Origin of the sequence: Methylophaga sp. SB9B, from assembly GCF_004832235.1 — a bacterium.
GTDB classification, from domain to species: Bacteria; Pseudomonadota; Gammaproteobacteria; order Nitrosococcales; family Methylophagaceae; genus Methylophaga; species Methylophaga muralis.
Genome location: NZ_SSXS01000007.1, coordinates 113,735 through 132,366, shown reverse-complemented (window position 1 = coordinate 132,366; position 18,632 = coordinate 113,735). Strand labels below are relative to the sequence as shown.

At 44.8% G+C, this 18,632-nt stretch carries 17 protein-coding genes and 1 pseudogene; 14 read left to right on the top strand and 4 right to left on the bottom strand.

The annotated features are described in order from the left end of the window. On the top strand, positions 1–950 hold a 950-nt coding region (locus E8Q33_RS09295; protein ID WP_247870004.1), incomplete at its 5' end, for a DHH family phosphoesterase. Between the two features lie 55 nt (positions 951–1,005). Here the strand turns inward: E8Q33_RS09295 and E8Q33_RS09290 are convergent. After that, positions 1,006–1,956, bottom strand: a complete 951-nt coding sequence (locus tag E8Q33_RS09290) for a 1-phosphofructokinase family hexose kinase (protein ID WP_136554319.1) — start codon at positions 1,954–1,956, stop codon at positions 1,006–1,008. A gap of 83 nt (positions 1,957–2,039) precedes the next feature. Here E8Q33_RS09290 and E8Q33_RS09285 point away from each other — a divergent pair, with 83 nt between their 5' ends. Both E8Q33_RS09285 and dinG read left to right on the top strand, forming a co-directional pair. After that, the gene (locus E8Q33_RS09285; protein WP_136554317.1) at positions 2,040–3,041 is read left to right on the top strand and encodes a 2-hydroxyacid dehydrogenase; all 1,002 of its coding nucleotides are present in this window, start codon (positions 2,040–2,042) and stop codon (positions 3,039–3,041) included. Next, the gene (gene dinG, locus E8Q33_RS09280; protein WP_136554315.1) at positions 3,042–5,120 is read left to right on the top strand and encodes an ATP-dependent DNA helicase DinG; all 2,079 of its coding nucleotides are present in this window, start codon (positions 3,042–3,044) and stop codon (positions 5,118–5,120) included. A 47-nt stretch (positions 5,121–5,167) separates the two neighbouring features. Here dinG and E8Q33_RS09275 read toward each other — a convergent pair. Further along, a pseudogene (locus tag E8Q33_RS09275) lies at positions 5,168–5,448 on the bottom strand (peptidylprolyl isomerase). A gap of 33 nt (positions 5,449–5,481) precedes the next feature. After that, positions 5,482–6,159: a type 1 glutamine amidotransferase domain-containing protein gene (locus E8Q33_RS09270; protein ID WP_136554313.1), complete on the bottom strand. Its 678-nt coding sequence runs from the start codon at positions 6,157–6,159 to the stop codon at positions 5,482–5,484. A gap of 233 nt (positions 6,160–6,392) precedes the next feature. Between E8Q33_RS09270 and E8Q33_RS09265 the strand changes: the two genes are divergently transcribed. Beyond that, on the top strand, positions 6,393–7,664 hold the full coding sequence (locus E8Q33_RS09265) for an O-acetylhomoserine aminocarboxypropyltransferase/cysteine synthase family protein (RefSeq protein WP_136554312.1): 1,272 nt from the start codon (positions 6,393–6,395) through the stop codon (positions 7,662–7,664). 37 nt (positions 7,665–7,701) lie between these two features. On the opposite strand, the gene pyrC is transcribed toward E8Q33_RS09265, so the two are convergent. Next, positions 7,702–8,748 carry a dihydroorotase gene (gene pyrC, locus E8Q33_RS09260; protein WP_136554310.1) on the bottom strand — a complete coding sequence of 349 codons (1,047 nt, stop codon included), beginning with the start codon at positions 8,746–8,748 and terminating at the stop codon, positions 7,702–7,704. Positions 8,749–8,918: 170 nt separating this feature from the next. Between pyrC and E8Q33_RS09255 the strand changes: the two genes are divergently transcribed. From E8Q33_RS09255 to argF, 10 genes are all read left to right on the top strand, one after another. Further along, positions 8,919–10,661, top strand: coding sequence for an acetolactate synthase 3 large subunit (locus E8Q33_RS09255; RefSeq protein WP_069295378.1), 1,743 nt, complete (start codon positions 8,919–8,921; stop codon positions 10,659–10,661). After that, positions 10,661–11,158 carry an acetolactate synthase small subunit gene (ilvN, locus tag E8Q33_RS09250; RefSeq protein WP_069295377.1) on the top strand — a complete coding sequence of 166 codons (498 nt, stop codon included), beginning with the start codon at positions 10,661–10,663 and terminating at the stop codon, positions 11,156–11,158. Before E8Q33_RS09255 ends, ilvN begins: the two co-directional genes overlap by 1 nt. 28 nt (positions 11,159–11,186) lie before the next feature. Next, a complete protein-coding gene (ilvC, locus tag E8Q33_RS09245) occupies positions 11,187–12,197 on the top strand; it encodes a ketol-acid reductoisomerase (RefSeq protein WP_069295414.1) in 1,011 nt (336 codons plus the stop codon). Between the two features lie 117 nt (positions 12,198–12,314). Further along, positions 12,315–13,058 carry a CDP-diacylglycerol--serine O-phosphatidyltransferase gene (gene pssA / locus E8Q33_RS09240; RefSeq protein ID WP_069295376.1) on the top strand — a complete coding sequence of 248 codons (744 nt, stop codon included), beginning with the start codon at positions 12,315–12,317 and terminating at the stop codon, positions 13,056–13,058. A gap of 168 nt (positions 13,059–13,226) precedes the next feature. Continuing rightward, a complete protein-coding gene (locus E8Q33_RS09235; protein WP_069295375.1) occupies positions 13,227–14,759 on the top strand; it encodes a 2-isopropylmalate synthase in 1,533 nt (510 codons plus the stop codon). Continuing rightward, positions 14,759–15,253, top strand: a complete 495-nt coding sequence (locus E8Q33_RS09230) for a DNA polymerase III subunit psi (protein ID WP_136554308.1) — start codon at positions 14,759–14,761, stop codon at positions 15,251–15,253. The genes E8Q33_RS09235 and E8Q33_RS09230 overlap by 1 nt, the downstream gene beginning before the upstream one ends. Continuing rightward, positions 15,246–15,725 carry a ribosomal protein S18-alanine N-acetyltransferase gene (gene rimI, locus E8Q33_RS09225; protein ID WP_247870003.1) on the top strand — a complete coding sequence of 160 codons (480 nt, stop codon included), beginning with the start codon at positions 15,246–15,248 and terminating at the stop codon, positions 15,723–15,725. The genes E8Q33_RS09230 and rimI overlap by 8 nt, the downstream gene beginning before the upstream one ends. 61 nt (positions 15,726–15,786) lie before the next feature. Next, positions 15,787–16,368, top strand: coding sequence for a superoxide dismutase [Fe] (gene sodB, locus E8Q33_RS09220; protein WP_069295372.1), 582 nt, complete (start codon positions 15,787–15,789; stop codon positions 16,366–16,368). A gap of 165 nt (positions 16,369–16,533) precedes the next feature. Continuing rightward, positions 16,534–17,733: an aspartate aminotransferase family protein gene (locus E8Q33_RS09215; RefSeq protein ID WP_136554306.1), complete on the top strand. Its 1,200-nt coding sequence runs from the start codon at positions 16,534–16,536 to the stop codon at positions 17,731–17,733. Next, positions 17,733–18,629 (top strand): ornithine carbamoyltransferase, encoded by an 897-nt coding sequence (gene argF / locus E8Q33_RS09210; RefSeq protein WP_069295370.1) that lies wholly within the window; start codon positions 17,733–17,735, stop codon positions 18,627–18,629. The genes E8Q33_RS09215 and argF overlap by 1 nt, the downstream gene beginning before the upstream one ends. Positions 18,630–18,632 lie beyond the last annotated feature (3 nt).

Here is an 18,632-nt window from a genome sequence, read left to right as displayed (position 1 = left end):
AGCTCAATCGCACATTGGTAGATCTGGGTCTGAAACGCATGCGGCAGGGACGTGCCTGTGCAGGTATTCGTGCTTTATTACAGATTGCCGGTAAGGACATCAGTCGATTATCTGCTCAGGATTTGGGCTTTGCCATTGCGCCAAGGTTAAATGCTGCCGGTCGTATGGAAGATATGGGGCTGGGCATTGATACCTTAATGACAGATAACTTTGCCATGGCTCAGCAAGCTGCTCAGTTACTGGATCAGATTAATCTTGAACGTCGCTCGGTTGAACAAGGTATGCAGCTGGAAGCCCTGGCGATGCTGGAAAAACTTCAGCTTAATGAAACCAGTCAGGCAGCTGCTTATTGTTTATATGAAGAAAGCTGGCACCAAGGGGTCATCGGGTTACTCGCCTCTCGAATTAAAGAAAAACTGCATCGGCCGGTCATAGTGTTTGCACCGGGCGAACCTGGCGAAATCAAAGGTTCGGCACGCTCCATAACAGGCGTTCATATTCGTGATGTGCTGGTTAATGTCGCTGCTAAATATCCGGATTTAATTTTGCGCTTTGGCGGACATGCGATGGCAGCAGGGTTAACATTAAATCAGAACGATTTTTCATTATTTGAAAAGGCATTCAGGGACGCTGTAGAGCTTGCAGCCGATCCCACAGTATTTGAACGTGCTTTGTATTCTGATGGTGAATTATCGGTGCAGGAACTGAACATGCACCTGGCCGAGCAATTACCGGTTCTGGCACCATGGGGACAGGCTTTTCCGGAACCACAGTTTCATGGTCAGTTTGTTTTGCAGAATTATCGTCATGTCGGTCAGCAATCTGACCATCTTCGGTTAACCGTCAAACTGGATGATGGGCGTGAAATCACGGCCATGGCGTTTCGTCAGACAGCCCAGTATGGCTGCAAATCGGCCAGAAAGTTGGCTTGCATTATCGCCTGGATGTGAATGAATTCCGGCAAACAAAATCATTACAATTGTTGGTTGATAATATCTTGCCGAGTTAAATATCCAGAGTTTGGATAGTCACCTGCTGTCGGAAATCAGCCAGTTCATGACCTTGAAATAATTCTGTTCCGGCGTGCATTACGGTACCGGCTCCACAGGCGATACCATAGCGCAATGCCGTTTCGGGCTGATCATCAAGACTGAACCCGGCCACCAGACCCGCCACCATGGAATCACCTGCACCCACGGTAGTATTCACTGGCACCGCTAACGCTTTCGCATAAAAACTGTTTTTCGGGCTGACTAATAAAGCACCTTGATCGCCTAAAGAAACACAGACATGGGTAACCCCGGACAGTTGCAGTTGTCTGGCGCATTCGGCAATAGCTTCTATAGTGTTGAGTTTTATTTGCAGCAGGGTTTCCAGTTCATACAGATTGGGTTTAATCAAAAATGGTTTCGCTTCAATTGCCAAACGCAATATTTCACCATGACTGTCAACGACAGCACGTCCGCCTTGTTGCCGGATTTTATTAATTAAATCAGCATAAAGAGTGGCAGGTATATTGGGTTGGAAGGACCCGCTCAGAATGCCATAACCATTTCCTACAGCATTGGCAAAATTCTCCACCAATTCAGTTAACTGAGCTGCCGGGACGGGGGTACCGGCATCAGTGATTTGAAATTGAGATTGTGTATCAAGCTCAATAATCGTGCTGTTAATGCGTGTCTGTCCTGAGACAGGATGAAACATAATATTGGGTAGCTGTTCAACAAGCATGTCTCGCAGAATCTCACCAACTGAACCGGCAATAACACAGTACGTTGTTGCATCTACCTGCATACGAAACAAAGCCCGCCCAATATTGATACCATTACCACCTGGATCATGACGGGCAGCATCGGAACGTGATTTTTGGTCGGGGATTAACTTTTTGACATGGTAAGTCACATCCAACGCAGGGTTTAAACATAACACATGAATGTTTCCCGATGACGGCGTCATGACTGTCTCCGTTAATAAAATTTGTTCGATAAAATGATGCTCAGCTGACCAATAATAAACTGCATTTCTGATAAAGGCTCCAAATGAAACCAACGCATGTCGCGGTATTCAGCGCAAAACCCTATGATCAGGCCTATCTCACAGAAATGGCCGATGAGCGCGTATCTTTATGTTTTTATGAAATGGCGTTAAATCCAATGACAGCAGCATTGGCCAAAGATGTTGAAGTGGTCAGTGCGTTTGTTAATGACGATATATCGGCTGAAACACTTAAAATGCTGGCAGAAAACGGTACCCGTTTAATTGCGTTACGCTGTGCCGGGGTTAATCAGGTGGATTTAACGGCCGCTGACAACCTTGGTATAACCGTCGTCAATGTGCCAGCTTATTCACCCTATGCGGTCGCGGAACATACTATTGCGCTGATGTTGGCATTAAGTCGGAAGATACCGCGGGCCTATAATCGTGTTCGCGATGGTAATTTTTCTCTGGATGGTTTGCTGGGTTTTGATTTTTTCGGTAAAACCGCGGGCATTATCGGTGGCGGTAAAATTGGCCTGTTAGTGGCTGAGCGTTTGCGAGCATTTGGTTGCCAGGTTTTGATTTATGAACCGCATAACGCTGAACCAGCCAAACAAGCAGGTTTTGACGTAGTGACACTCGACAGCTTGCTCGGTCAAAGCGATATTATCAGCCTGCATTGTCCATTAAATGATGCAACACATCATATTATTAATGCTGTCAGTCTTAGGCTTACCAAACCGGGCGTAATGCTGATAAATACCAGTCGCGGAGCTTTATTGGATACAGTCGCCGTATTGGATGCCTTGAAAGCGCTGCATATTGGCTATCTGGGAATAGATGTCTACGAACAGGAAGGCAGTCTGTTTTTTGAAGACCATTCAACCGATATTATTCAGGACGATATATTCCAGCGTTTATTGACCTTTCCAAATGTGCTGGTCACGGGGCACCAGGCCTATTTTACCCGGGAAGCATTGCAGCATATCGCTCAGACAACTTTGCAGAATATTGATGATTTTATGATGGGTAAGGCACTGAAAAACCGAGTGGAAATACGTTAAGTGTTTGATGAAATCTTCACCAGCATCAATAAGTTGATGCCGGATTTTAAAGCCAGACCGCAACAAGTCGAAATGAGTCGCTTTATCCATCAGCGGCTGCAACAATCGCAAAATAGAATGGCGGTAGTGGAAGCACCAACCGGCGTGGGGAAAACGCTGGCATATCTCAGCGGTGCCATTGAAACAGCTTTGAATAGTAAAAAATTGCTGGTTATCAGTACTGCAACCGTCAATCTGCAACAGCAATTGATTCAGAAAGATTTGCCACAGTTTTCAGCCGCTTTGCCACAACCGATACGCTTTATGCAGATAAAAGGCCGCCGCCGTTATGTCTGTCCCAGCAAACTGGCACAACTGGCAACCACACCAGAACAGCAGGATTTAACGCTGGATGTGGATCAAAAGTATCAGCAGGTATTGATGCAAACCCAAGCGAAGAATCTGTTTCAGGATTGGGATGAACATCGCTGGGATGGCGATCGGGATAGTCGTACCGATGCGATTGATATGGCTCTGTGGAATGAAGTATCTACCGATTCAGAAGGCTGTGCCGGTAAGAGCTGCCGGTATTTCATCAGCTGTCCGTATTATCTGCTGCGTAAAGAAATGCAGCTGGCACAGGTAGTGGTAGTGAATCACGATTTATTACTCAGTGATGCTGACTTGGGAGGCGGGCTAGTGTTGCCCAATCCTGAAGAGCTTATTCTAGTGTTTGATGAAGCCCATAATCTGCCGCAAAAAGCGCTGGGACATGCCGCCAAAGCATTGAACTTTGCCCAGCTTTATCAAACCATTGAAACCGCTGATAGTCTGATGAAAAAGCTACCCACTGCTTTGGCTTTCCGGCAGCATGATTTTGGCTATATGTTTAAGGAAATTCGTCAGGATTTACCTGCCATCATTAGTCTGCTGCAACAACTACTGGATATTCTGGGCAGTGATGCCACAGTAAATGAAATGCTGGAAGGTCATATCAGTGAGCCGCGTATTTTCTGGGGCAGTCCGTTACTCAATGCCTTGTTTATCCCCTGTCAGAACCTGTTACAGCGGGCCAATTCTATCTATAAACACTTTTCTTTGATTGGCAAATGGATTAAAGAAGGACTGGAGAAAACCCAGTTAAGCAATAAAGTCGGCGAAGCATTGCTGCCTCAAGTGGGAACGGTACAGAATATTTTTGGTTATCTGATTGATTTCATGGCGTTGTTTCTAGATGAAGACAAAGCAGAGCGCCCACCCAATGTGCGCTGGCTGGCACAGGAACAGTTTGCCAAACAACAAACACTGGTGATTCATGCCGGGCCGATGACAGCGGCAGGTTTTCTGGATCGCAGTTTATGGCAACGTGCTTATGGGGTGGTAATGACCTCAGCCACTTTACGGGGCATGGGATTATTCCAGCGTTTCCGGGCGGATTGTGGCTTACAGCGTTACGATGAAAAACACTTTCTGGCGCTGCCTTCACCGTTTAAATATCAGCAACAGGCGGTGTTAAAACTGCCCATGATGCAGTATTTACCTAATGAAAATTTGCCGCAATGGCAGCAGGAAGTTGTTAGCCAACTCAAATCAATTATTGATATTCAAGCGGCGACGCTGGTGCTCTTCACCTCCCGCCAGGTGATGTTGCAGGTGTATAAGCAATTGCCATTGTCATTGAAAAATTTGATTCTTTTACAAGGTGATCAGCTGTCGCCCAAAAATATGATCGTCAAACATATTCAGCGGATTGAAGCAGGGCGGGGCAGCATTATTTTTGGGATGGATCGGTTTGCGGAAGGTGTCGATTTGCCCGGTAATTTGTGCACCCATGTAATCATTACCAAACTGCCATTCCCGGTATTTACCCGGCCGATTGAACAGGCTCGTCAGGAGTGGATCCTCAAACGTGGTGGTCAACCATTTATTAGTTTGTCATTGCCAGCAGTCAGTGTGAAGTTGATTCAGGCCTGTGGTCGACTGCTTCGCAAAGAAACAGATTCAGGTCAGATAACTATTCTGGATCGGCGTTTATTGACTAAAAATTACGGTAAACAATTACTGTCTCACTTACCGAATTATCAAGTAATCACTGAATAAAAAAAAGCCCGGCGAACCGGTTTTTTGTTTACATGTAAATAACTAACTTATTCAGTGCGGCTGGTGACTTCCAGCAAATGATAGCCAAATTGAGTTTTAACTGGACCTTGAACGGTATTGACTGGGCAGAAAAAACTACTTTGTCGAATTCAGGCACCATCATGCCCGGGCCAAATTCACCCAAGTCACCGCCTTGACGGCTGGAAGGGCAAGAAGAATTTTCTTTGGCGACGGCAGCAAAATCTGCGCCTTCTTCGATTTCGCGTTTCAATTCCAGACAGATTTCTTCACTGTCCACCAGGATGTGTCGTGCGGTTGCTCTAGCCATAATAGTTCCGTAATTAATGTGTAAATTGCCGGCTTATGCCAGCTGTTTTAACAGGGCATTTGCCGTGGCTTCTGACGAAGCTGGGTTTTGTCCTGTAATCAAAATGCCATCCGTAATGACGAATGAACTCCAGTCGTCACCTTTTTCATAAATAGCGCCACGTTGTTTGAGGGCATCTTCGAGTAAAAAGGGTACAACATCAGACAAGCCTACCGCATCTTCTTCACTATTTGAAAATGCTGTGAGCTTTTTACCTTTAATCCATGGATCATCGCCGATGGTTTTAACGTGTAACAAAACAGCCGGGGCGTGACAGACCACCGCCACCGGTTTATTGGCGAGCACAAAACTTTCAATCAGTGCGATCGACTTTGTATCTTCAGTTAAATCCCATAACGGACCATGTCCACCTGGATAAAACACTGCATCATAATCTGCGGCATGTACATCGGCCAATTTAAGCGTATTAGCCAGTTGATTTTTGGCATCAGCATCATTTTCAAAACGCCGGGTAGCGTCTGTTTGAAAATCAGGCTGATTGCTTTTGGGATCAAGTGGCGGTTGACCACCTTTGGGGGAGGTCAGTGTTATTTCTACCCCGGCGTCTTTCATTACGTAATACGGTGCTGCGAGTTCTTCTAGCCAGAAACCGGTTTTTTCTCCGGTATTGCCAAGCTTATCGTGCGAAGTTAGTACCACTAATATTTTCATGGTTGTTTCTCCTGAAATTTGTGGTTTTGAGGATTTATGAGATGTTACTTATTCGAAATGGGGTTTAGGCAATAAAATTTCAAGCAATATTGCAATTCATTCCTATCGTCGTAAACTCACATTAGGGTCTGTCGCTCTTTATATAGCAGCCTCTGTTGTGGCTGAAAATGCACAACAGCGGCGCGGATAGAGCAGTTCAACAGACACCAAAATAATAACAGCGAGAGAAAACTATGAAAAAAGAAACTATCTGTCTGCATGAAGGTTATGAAACCGATCCCACCACTAAATCCTGCGCGGTACCTATTTACCAAACTGTGGCGTTTGAATTTGATAATGCCCAGCATGGTGCCGATCTATTTAATCTTGATGTTCCCGGGAATATCTATAGTCGAATTATGAACCCCACCTGGGATGTATTGGAAAAGCGTGTAGCGGCGTTGGAAGGTGGTCTTGCTGCACTGGCGACTTCTGCTGGAAGTGCTGCGATTCATTACGCAATCCTCACTATTGCTGAGGCTGGCGACAATATAGTAACAACACCGCAGCTCTATGGTGGAACCTATACTTTGTTTGCTCACATGCTTCCTAAGCTCGGTATTGAAGTGCGATTTGCATCAACCGATCAAGCTGCTGACTTGGAAAAATTGATTGATGCGAAAACCAAAGCGGTTTTCTGTGAATCAATCGGCAATCCGGCAGGTAATATTGTCGATATCGAGCCAATTGCAACAATGGCACATAAACACGGTGTTCCAGTAATCGTTGATAACACTGTGGCAACTCCGTTTTTGCTTAATCCAATTGAATATGGTGCTGATATTGTGGTGCATTCCTTGACCAAATACATGGGCGGTCATGGCACAACTTTAGGCGGCATCATTGTGGATTCGGGCAAGTTTCCCTGGGCTGAACACAAAGAAAGATTTCCGGTATTGAATCAACCGGAACCGGCTTATCACGGAGTGGTGTATACCGAGCAATTCGCTGAAGCAGCCTTTATTGCCAGAGCTCGGACCGTCCCATTACGTAATACCGGTTCGGCGTTGTCACCTATGAATGCGTTTCTATTATTACAAGGCATTGAAACGTTACCATTACGTATGGAGCGACATTGTGAAAATGCCATCGCAGTGGCTAAATACCTGCAACAGCATCCCAAAGTTGAATGGGTCAACTATGCCGGACTGGAAGGGGACAAGTATTTTGATTTGGCCCAGAAATATTTCAATGGCAAACCATCATCAATTCTGACCTTTGGCATTAAAGGCGGCTTTGATAACGGCGTGAAATTCTACGATGCATTGAAGTTGGTTAAACGCCTGGTGAATATCGGGGATACCAAGTCACTGGCCTGTCATCCGGCTTCGACCACACATCGTCAGCTGGAAGAAGCCGAACTCAAAGCAGCGGGAGTTACACCGGAAATGCTTCGCCTGTGTATTGGCATCGAACATATCAATGACATTATTGAAGATTTGGAGCAGGCTTTTTCTGCTGTCTAAATTAACTAATCCCGGCCTGTAATCAGGCCGGGACTTTTTAAACCAGTTTCCAGTGAATGGTTTCACCGGCGCGCATCGGCACCAGAGTTTCATCAGCAAATGCCAATGTTTCAGCAACCTGCCAATCGGTTTTTTGTATGGTGATTTGCCGTTCATTTCTTGGCAGTCCATAAAAGTCCGCACCATAGAAACTGGCAAACCCTTCGAGTTTATCCAAACACTCATGCTTATCGAAGACTTCAGCATAGAGTTCTATGGCAGCATGCGCGCTGTAGATCCCTGCACAGCCACAGGCATTTTCTTTATTGTTTTTACTGTGTGGAGCACTGTCGGTTCCCAGAAAGAACTTCGGATTACTGCTGGTTGCGGCAGCAATAAGCGCTTTCTGATGGGTATTACGTTTAAGCACTGGCAAGCAGAAATAATGAGGTCGAATACCGCCCACTAACATATCATTTCGATTTAACAGTAAATGGTGAGGTGTAATCGTTGCCGCTACAAAATTGCTGGCCTCTGCGACAAAATCCGCCGCATCCTTTGTGGTGATATGTTCAAAAACAACTTTCAGTTCTGGAAAATCACGTAACAACGGAATCAATTTTTCATCTATAAAGACTTTTTCACGATCAAAAATATCGGTTTCACTGTGAGTGACTTCACCATGCAGCAACAAAGGCATACCAGCTTGTTGCATGGCTTCCAGTGTTTTGTAACATTTACTGATATCGGTTACGCCAGCATCAGAATTAGTCGTTGCACCAGCCGGATAGAGTTTGACGGCTTTAATAAAATTGGCCTGCTTAGCCGCAACAATATCTTCTGCTTTAGTATTGTCCGTCAGATATAACGTCATTAATGGTTCAAAATCAGAGTCTGCCGGTCGAGCATCCAGGATACGTTGTCGATAGGATGTTGCCTGTTCAACATTAGTCACGGGCGGACGCAAATTTGGCATTACAATGGCGCGTTTAAAGCATCTTGCGGTATCTGCAACAGTACGTTGCAATGCCTCATTGTCGCGCAAGTGGAGATGCCAGTCGTCTGGTTGGGTAATTGTAAGGGTATTTAATGATTGTTTTGTCATGAAGCAAATTATGCCATAGCTGTTAAGTTTTGCTGTTGAAAAGTTATGCTGCATTTATAGTAAAGGCAGTATTAGAACGCGGTTTTTCTTGACCTTGACAGGCATTCGCAGTAACTTTAGCCGTTTGATATTTTGAAGCAGATCGCATTAGCGATACGAGAGAGGACGACGTGGAATTAAGCGGTGCCGAGATTCTGGTCCATTGTCTGAAGGACGAAGGGGTTGAGTATTTGTTTGGCTATCCGGGTGGTGCAGTGCTGCATATTTACGATGCGCTGTATAATCAGGAAGAGGTCAAGCACATTCTTGTTCGCCATGAACAGGCGGCAACGCACGCTGCAGATGGTTATGCGCGCGCTACGGGCAAACCCGGTGTGGTGCTGGTAACTTCAGGTCCTGGTGCGACCAATGCGGTAACTGGCATTGCTACTGCCTATATGGATTCTATTCCTATGGTGGTTATTACCGGTCAGGTGGCCACAGCTAATATTGGTAGTGATGCTTTCCAAGAAGTCGATTCAGTTGGTATTACTCGTCCGTGCGTTAAACATAACTTTTTAGTTAAAGATATTAACGATCTGGCTGAGACCATCAAAAAAGCATTTTATGTAGCGACAACAGGCCGTCCTGGTCCAGTTGTGGTTGACGTACCAAAAGATATAACCGATCCGAATATCAAGATCCCGTATATCTATCCCGAGAGCGTTCATATGCGCTCTTATCAGCCGGTTACTAAAGGCCATCCTGGTCAGATTAAGCGCGCCGTTGAGTTATTGCTGACCGCTAAAAAACCGATGATTTATACAGGTGGTGGGGTAGTTCTTGGTAATGCTGCTGAACAGTTAAGAACCTTTGTGAACACCTTGGCTTATCCTGTTACATCAACTCTGATGGGCTTGGGGTCTATTCCTTGGGATGACGAACAGTTTCTCGGTATGCTTGGTATGCATGGAACTTACGAAGCCAATATGGCAATGCATGATTGTGATGTTTTAATTGCCGTTGGCGCACGCTTTGATGACCGGGTAACAGGTAAAATTGCTGAATTTTGCCCTCATGCCAAGATCATTCATATTGACATTGATCCTTCATCCATTTCCAAGACAATCTCTGTTGATGTGCCGATAGTTGGTAATGTTGCGGATGTGTTGGCGGATATGAATCATTTGCTGGGGCTCAGCAAAACCCAACCTGACCAGGCAGCATTAGCTGAATGGTGGGGTATCATTAACGGCTGGCGCGCTAAAAAATGCATGTCATACGATCGTAATAGCGACCAAATCAAACCCCAAGCCGTGGTTGAAATGATTCATGAGATCACTAAAGGCGATGCCTATGTAACGTCGGATGTTGGTCAGCATCAGATGTGGGCTGCCCAATACTATGGTTTCAGCAAACCTAATCGCTGGATTAATTCTGGTGGTTTGGGAACGATGGGTTTTGGATTGCCTGCAGCAATGGGCGTTCAGCTGGCGTTTCCTGAAGAAACGGTTATCTGTATTACTGGTGAAGGTAGTATCCAGATGTGTATTCAGGAACTGTCTACCTGTTTGCAATACGGCCTGCCAGTGAAAATCGTGGCGTTGAATAATCGTTATCTTGGTATGGTTCGTCAATGGCAGGAATTTTTCTATCAGAATCGTTATTCGCATTCTTATATGGAATCGCTGCCTGATTTTGTCAAACTGGCTGAAAGTTATGGTCATGTTGGTATTCGTATCGAACGCGTTGAAGACTTACGGCCTAAATTGGAAGAAGCCTTTGCGTTGAAAGATCGTCTGGTATTTTTGGATATCGTGACTGATCAAACGGAAAATGTTTACCCAATGATCGCGCAGGGCAAAGCGCATAACGAAATGCATATGTCACCATATTGCGATTTACCACAAGATCCAGAGCGGGAGCTGTCATAATGCGCCATATCATCTCGATTTTGATTGAAAACGAAGCGGGCGCGCTATCGCGCGTTGCCGGCTTGTTCTCGGCTCGTGGATACAACATTGAATCATTAACGGTTGCGCCTACTGAAGATGCATCGTTATCACGTATGACGATTGTCACAACAGGTACAGACCGTATTATCGAACAGATCACTAAGCAGCTGAACAAGTTGATTGATGTGGTGAAGTTGATGGAGTTATCTGACGGCCCGCATATTGAACGCGAAATGATGTTAATCAAAGTCAAAGCGGCCACTATGGATCAACGTGATGACGTTAAACGTTTATCAGATATTTTCCGTGGCCGGATTATTGATGTCACCGCATCTACATACACGATTGAACTGACTGGTGCAGGTAGCAAACTGGATTCGTTTATTGAAGCGTTATCCGAGCACAAAATTCTTGAAACCGTTCGCAGTGGCGTTTCTGGCATTGCCCGCGGCGAAAAATGCCTGCAATTGAATTGATTTAAAAACGAAGGAATTGATAATGAGTTTGAATATCTATTACGACAAAGATTGTGACCTGTCACTGATCCGTGGCATGAAAGTCACCATCATTGGTTACGGTTCACAAGGCCACGCTCACGCATGTAACCTGAAGGATTCTGGCGTGGATGTGACTGTTGCACTGCGTGCCGGTTCATCTTCTATTGCCAAAGCCGAAGGTGCTGGTCTGAAAGTCGCTGATACAGCATCTGCTGTTAAGCAAGCTGATTTAATCATGGTTTTAACACCTGATGAATTCCAATCTTCTTTATACAAAGATGAAATTGAACCAAATCTGAAGCAAGGTGCTGTATTGGCATTTGCACATGGATTTGCGATTGTTTATAACCAAATCCTGCCACGCAAAGATTTAGACGTCATTATGATTGCGCCTAAAGCCCCAGGTCATACTGTTCGTAGCGAATTTACTCGTGGTGGTGGTATTCCTGATTTGATCGCCATTGAACAAGATGCTTCAGGTAAAGCGAAAGCAATCGCGTTATCTTATGCCTCTGCTATCGGTGGTGGCCGTACTGGTATCATCGAAACCACTTTCCGTGATGAAACTGAAACTGATCTGTTTGGTGAACAAGCCGTATTGTGTGGTGGTGCCGTTGAACTGGTTAAAGCCGGTTTTGAAACTTTAGTTGAAGCTGGTTATGCCCCAGAAATGGCTTATTTTGAATGTCTGCACGAACTGAAACTGATTGTTGATTTGATGTATGAAGGTGGCATTGCCAACATGAATTATTCAATTTCCAACAACGCTGAATACGGTGAATACGTCACTGGCCCTAAAGTTATCAATGATGAAAGTCGTTGGGCTATGCGTGAAGCATTGAAAAATATTCAGGAAGGCAAATATGCTAAACAGTTTATTATGGAAGGCCAAACAGGCTATCCAGAAATGACTGCCATGCGTCGTTTGAATGCTGAACATCCAATTGAACAAACGGGTGCTAAACTGCGTGAAATGATGCCTTGGATTCAAAAAATCGTTGATAAGTCTAAAAACTAATCAGCGTTTTTAATTGTCCTGAAATAAGGGCAGGTTGCTTAGCAATCTGCCCTTATTTTGTTTATGAAGGTACGGATGTCATAATGAAATCACTTCTTCTCTGAATACAGGAATTTTATGGTTAATCATGAAGAACGACAAAAACGCGGCATTTACCTATTACCGAATTTATTTACCACAGCTTGTCTGTTTGCCGGGTTCTACGCTATTGTCGCTGCGACTAGAGGTGAGTTTTCAGTTGCAGCTGTAGCCATCTTTGTCGCTATGGTCATGGATGGTCTGGACGGGCGTATTGCCCGAATGACTAATACCCAAAGTGCTTTTGGCGCCGAATATGACAGTCTTGCCGATATGGTGGCATTCGGGCTGGCACCCGCATTGGTAATGTTTGAATGGACATTAAATGGTCTGGGCAAGTTTGGTTGGATGGTGGCATTTATTTATGCTGCTTGTGGTGCGTTAAGACTTGCACGCTTTAATACACAGGTGGGAATTGCTGATAAACGCTATTTTCAAGGTCTGCCTAGCCCGGCAGCCGCAGCGGTTATTGCCGGTTGGGTATGGGTTGGTCATAACAACCAGTTGGACCCCACATTACTAACGTTTATAGGCGTGCCGTTGACCTTTGCCGCAGCAATTTTGATGGTCAGCACGGTCCGTTATCATAGTTTTAAAGAGTTGAACCTGCGTGGCAAAGTTCCTTTTATCGTGATGTTGGTATTGGTATTAGTGTTTGCATTGATCGCTACAGACCCGCCAATCGTATTGTTCACTGCATTTTTGTTATATGCGATTTCAGGTCCGGTATTTACACTGGTACAGCTCCGCAAGCATCGTAATGAACGGTCGCAATCAAAATAAAACCACCTAAATGTCGGGGGCAAACCATACCTCATAAAACACTGAGATTGGATTTGAAATTCAGGATAAAGCGTCTTGAAAATCATTCTGTCCCCCTCATTTAACCTCCCTATATAATGACAATAAAAAACTTGCTCAGTTTTGAGCAAGCTGTTCGGAGTGAGCGAGATGAAAGACCAATTAATAATATTCGACACAACCTTACGTGACGGGGAACAGAGCCCTGGCGCATCAATGACCAAAGACGAAAAGGTGCGGATTGCAAAAGCCCTTGAACGTATGCGTGTCGATATTATCGAAGCAGGCTTCCCGATTGCCAGTATTGGTGATTTTGAGGCAGTACAAGCCGTTGCCAAAGCAGTTAAAGATAGTCGTGTCTGTGGTCTGGCGCGTGCACTGGATAAAGATATTGATAGGGCAGGTGAAGCACTTAAAGCCGCTAATGCTTCACGGATTCATACTTTTATCGCTACCTCACCCATTCATATGCAGATGAAACTGCGGATGCAACCAGACGAAGTGGTTGAAAATGCAGTTAAGGCAGTGAAGCGCGCTCGTCAATATACCGATGACGTTGAGTTTTCGCCTGAAGACGCTGGCCGTAGTGATTTGGATTTTCTTTGTCGGGTGCTTGAGGCTGTTATTGATGCCGGCGCTAAAACCTTGAACATCCCCGATACAGTTGGATATAACCTGCCGCATCAATTTGGTGAATTAATTAAAAACCTGCGTGAGCGCATCCCAAATTCTGATAAAGCGGTTTTCTCGGTCCATTGTCATAACGATTTAGGCTTAGCCGTTGCCAATTCATTATCAGCCGTTATGAATGGTGCACGTCAGGTTGAATGTACTATTAATGGGCTTGGAGAACGTGCTGGTAATGCCTCATTGGAAGAAGTGGTGATGGCTGTGCGTACCCGCCAGGATATGTTTGATTGTGATACCCGGCTGGATACTACACAAATATTAGCGGCCTCTCGTTTGGTTTCAGGAGTAACTGGTTTTGTGGTGCAACCCAATAAAGCGATAGTTGGTGCCAACGCGTTTGCCCATGAGTCTGGTATTCACCAGGATGGTGTGCTGAAAAATCGTGAAACCTATGAAATTATGCGTGCTGAAGATGTGGGCTGGAATACCAATCGTATGGTACTAGGCAAACATTCGGGACGAAATGCATTTCGTTCGCGGCTAAAAGAGCTGGGTATTGAGTTGGATTCCGAAGAAGATTTGAACAGTGCATTTACCCGATTCAAAGAACTGGCAGATAAGAAGCACGAAGTATTTGACGAGGATATTCAAGCACTTGTAAGTGATACCTTAACTGAGGATAACGAACGTATTCGATTGATTTCAATGCGTGTCTGTAGCGAAACTGGTGAAACCCCAGTTGCAAATGTCACATTGGCATTGGATGACAGTGAAGTACGTACTGAAATGAAAGGCAGTGGTCCGGTTGATGCCGCATTCAAAGCAATTGAATCGATGGTGCAGAGCCATACTGAATTACAACTTTATTCGGTAAGCAATATTACTAGCGGCACCGACTCGCAGGGTGAAGTCAGCGTCAGGTTGGAAAAAGGTGGACGGATTGTTAGCGGCCAAGGAACTGATACCGATATCGTTATTGCTTCAGCCAAAGCTTATATCAATGCCTTGAACAAAATGCTGCTGCCTGCTGATCGGGCACATCCTCAAGTCTGATGAGTTTATCGGCACAACAATATTTTGTATTGGATCAGATGGGTATTCCTGTCTGGGTCCCACGCGCGGATGAGGCCGTTACCACTGCCGACATGAGCTTTGAAACCATTGATTTCAGTCAATTTGATTTTGCAAAACCGTGGTTAGTCATCACTGAAAATCAGCTTTCTGTAGCTGAAAATCGTTTATTACGAGCCATTTTTGGCAGTATCAATGTTCAGCTAAATGACGTGACAGTAATTGATATGCAATTTTCAAAGGCTTTACAAGGCTTTTCGGCGGATAAAACAGTGGCACTGGTTTTAGGTGAAGAGTTGTCACAAAAACTTAACTTAAAGCCTTATAATTCATTAAGCTGTCAGCAACTTGAAAATGATGTGCTAGCTATGATCAGCCCAAGTTTGCGTATATTACTTGAGCAGCCTCAGCGTAAAGTTGAGATGTGGCAAGCTATACAGCAACTACGGAACTTAAGAGCTTCACTGAGTGACTGAAATAGCAATAAGTCAAATGCAACTGGCAGATGTTGATACAGTCTGGCAGATAGAAAAACAGGCAAATCGTTTCCCCTGGACTAAAGGCAACTTTGAAGATTGTTTAAAGGGCGGTTATCGCAGTTTTCTCTATTCAGTTGCTGATGAGATGATTGGTTACAGTGTTGTACAATCGGTACTGGATGAAGTTCATTTGCTGAACATTTGTGTGAAACCCACTTCTCAGGGCAACGGTTTTGGCAGACAAATCCTGAATCACGTAATTGATCTCGCGCTGGAACAGTCTGCTTCAATTGTCGTATTGGAAGTGCGAGCCAGTAACTTTCGGGCTCAACAGCTTTATTTATCAACAGGTTTTAATGAAATGTCAGTACGCCGTGGTTATTATCCTGCGGAACAGGGCAGAGAAGATGGTGTATTGATGGGACTCGAACTTGGCATGTTATCGCAGCTTGGTCAAAACTTGCTATAAGGCATGCCCTCACTTAGACTAACGGGTTTACGTTGGTTATTTTCAAACAAGGAGATTTATCATGGCTTTTGAATTGCCACCACTTCCTTATGCAAAAGATGCTTTGGAACCACACATCTCTGCAGAGACTCTTGAATACCATTACGGTAAGCATCACCAAACCTATGTAAATAACCTGAACAATCTGGTTCCTGGAACCGAGTTTGAAGGTCAATCGCTTGAAGCCATTATCACTAAATCAAGTGGTGGTGTTTTTAACAATGCTGCTCAAGTGTGGAATCACACTTTTTACTGGAACTGTCTCACCCCAAATGGCAAAGATGCTGTTTCTGGTGATTTGGCGGCTGCAATTGATGCCAAATTTGGTTCATTTGCAGAATTTAAAGAGCAATTTACCAAATCAGCCACCACAAACTTTGGTTCAGGTTGGACTTGGTTGGTGAAAAATGCCGATGGCAGTATTGAAATCGTTAACACCAGCAATGCCGGTTGCCCGCTGACTGCAGGTCAAACGCCATTATTGACTTGCGATGTTTGGGAACATGCTTATTACATTGATTTCCGTAATGCCCGTCCAAAATATTTAGAGACATTCTGGACGCTGGTAAATTGGGATTTCGTTGCGGCAAATTTTGCAGCATAAATCATAGAATCAAGTCAGTAGTCTTATGGCTGCTGACTGATTCGTTATATAATTTACAGTTTTTGGAATATGGCAGTTTTCTTTTGAAACTGCCATTTTTCGTTTCAATCCGGCAGAAAATCTGCTGATATATCGCCTGGAAAAACAGGCAGGGAGTTAAATTCCATGACCGAATCTGTCATGCCAACTTATGGACGTTTAGATATTACTTTTGCTAAAGGGGAAGGCGCGTGGCTGACCGATACCCATGGCGAACGATATCTGGATGCATTGAGTGGTATTGCAGTTTGCAACCTTGGACATTGTCACCCTGCAGTGACACGCGCTATTTCTGAACAAGCTGCAACATTAGTGCATACATCGAATGTTTATCATATCGAGAAGCAACAGCTATTAGCTGATAAGTTAACGCAGCTGTCTGGAATGGAGCAGGTATTTTTCTGTAATTCAGGCGCCGAAGCGAATGAAGCAGCGATTAAACTTGCTCGTAAATATGGTCATAGTAAAGGCATCGATAAACCCGTCATTATTGTTATGGAAGGCAGTTTCCATGGGCGGACAATGGCAACGTTGACCGCTACCGGTAATGCCAAGGTACAGGCTGGTTTTGAGCCATTAGTGCCAGGTTTTGTGCGGGTTCCTTACAATGATTTTGATGCGATTCGCATGGCTGTCAGTCATTGGCCTGAAGCTGTTGCTATATTGGTTGAGCCGGTGCAGGGCGAGGGTGGTATTAAGGTGCCTGACAGTGAATATTTGTCTGCTATCCGTGATTTATGTACGCAACGCAAATTACTAATGATGCTCGATGAAGTACAGACAGGCGTTGGCCGGACTGGTAAATGGTTTGCTTTTCAACACAAACAGGGATTAGTGCCTGATGTGATGACGCTGGCTAAAGGCTTGGGTAATGGTATGCCTGTTGGTGCATGTCTAGTGGCCGGCTTGGCAAAAGGTGTTTTGCAAGCTGGTAATCACGGCTCAACATTCGGTGGTAATCCATTGGCCTGCAGTGCTGCATTAGCGGTATTGGAAACGATTGAAAAAGAACAGCTGTTGGATCATGTCAACAGACTGGGCGAACAGATGTATCAACACTTTAAACAGCAGTTGGGTCAAACCGAAGGTGTTAAAGACGTTCGGCATTTAGGTTTTATGTTTGGTATTGAATTAACCGTGCCTTGTGCTGATTTGGTCAAACTGGCATTGCAGGATCATATCCTGATCAATGTGACGGCTGAAAAAGTTATTCGCTTATTGCCTCCACTGGTGATCAATGCTCAAGAAGCCGAAATGATTGTTAACAAGGTAAGTCAACTGGTTAAAACCTTTCTGGCTTCTCAGCCGATCGAGAGTGTAGCCTGATGAGACATTTTCTTACGCTGAAAGACCTATCGCCGGTTGAATTGCATCAATTGATTATCCGTGCATCTGAATTAAAAGAAATGCATAAAGCGGGTGAGATCTACCAGCCTTTAAAAAATAAAGTGCTGGCTATGATTTTTGAAAAATCTTCAACCCGTACCCGTGTATCTTTTGAATCAGCTATGGTGCAATTCGGCGGCGGCTCTATCTTTTTATCGCCCGATGATACCCAATTAGGAAGAGGCGAGCCGATTGAAGACTCGGCCAGAGTGATTTCCAGCATGGTCGATGCAGTGATGATCCGAACCTTTGAGCACAGCAAAGTCGAAACCTTTGCTAAATATTCATCGGTACCGGTTATCAATGCATTGACGGATGATTACCATCCTTGTCAGCTGTTAGCCGATATGCAGACCTATCAGGAACATCGTGGAGATATACGTGGCAAAACCGTGGCATGGATTGGTGATGGCAACAATATGTGTCATTCCTATATCAATGCGGCGCAACAATTTGGATTTACCTTAAACATTGCGACACCGGTTGGGTATGAACCAAAGGCTTCTATAGTCAAGGCGGTTGATGCGCCAATTCATCTGTTTAATGATGCGATGCAGGCTGCAGAGCTTGCTGATTTAGTGGTTACTGATGTCTGGGCCAGTATGGGCCAGGAAGAAGAGCAACGTAAGCGTGAAGCTGCGTTTGCAGCGTTTCAGGTGGATAAAAAGGTCATGCAGCAAGCCGCTAAAGATGCATTATTTATGCATTGCCTACCCGCGCATCGTGGTGAAGAAGTGACGGCAGAAGTGATTGATGGCCAGCAAAGTGTCGTTTGGGATGAAGCTGAAAATCGGCTCCATGCCCAAAAAGCCTTACTGGAATTTCTCTGCGCCTGAGGC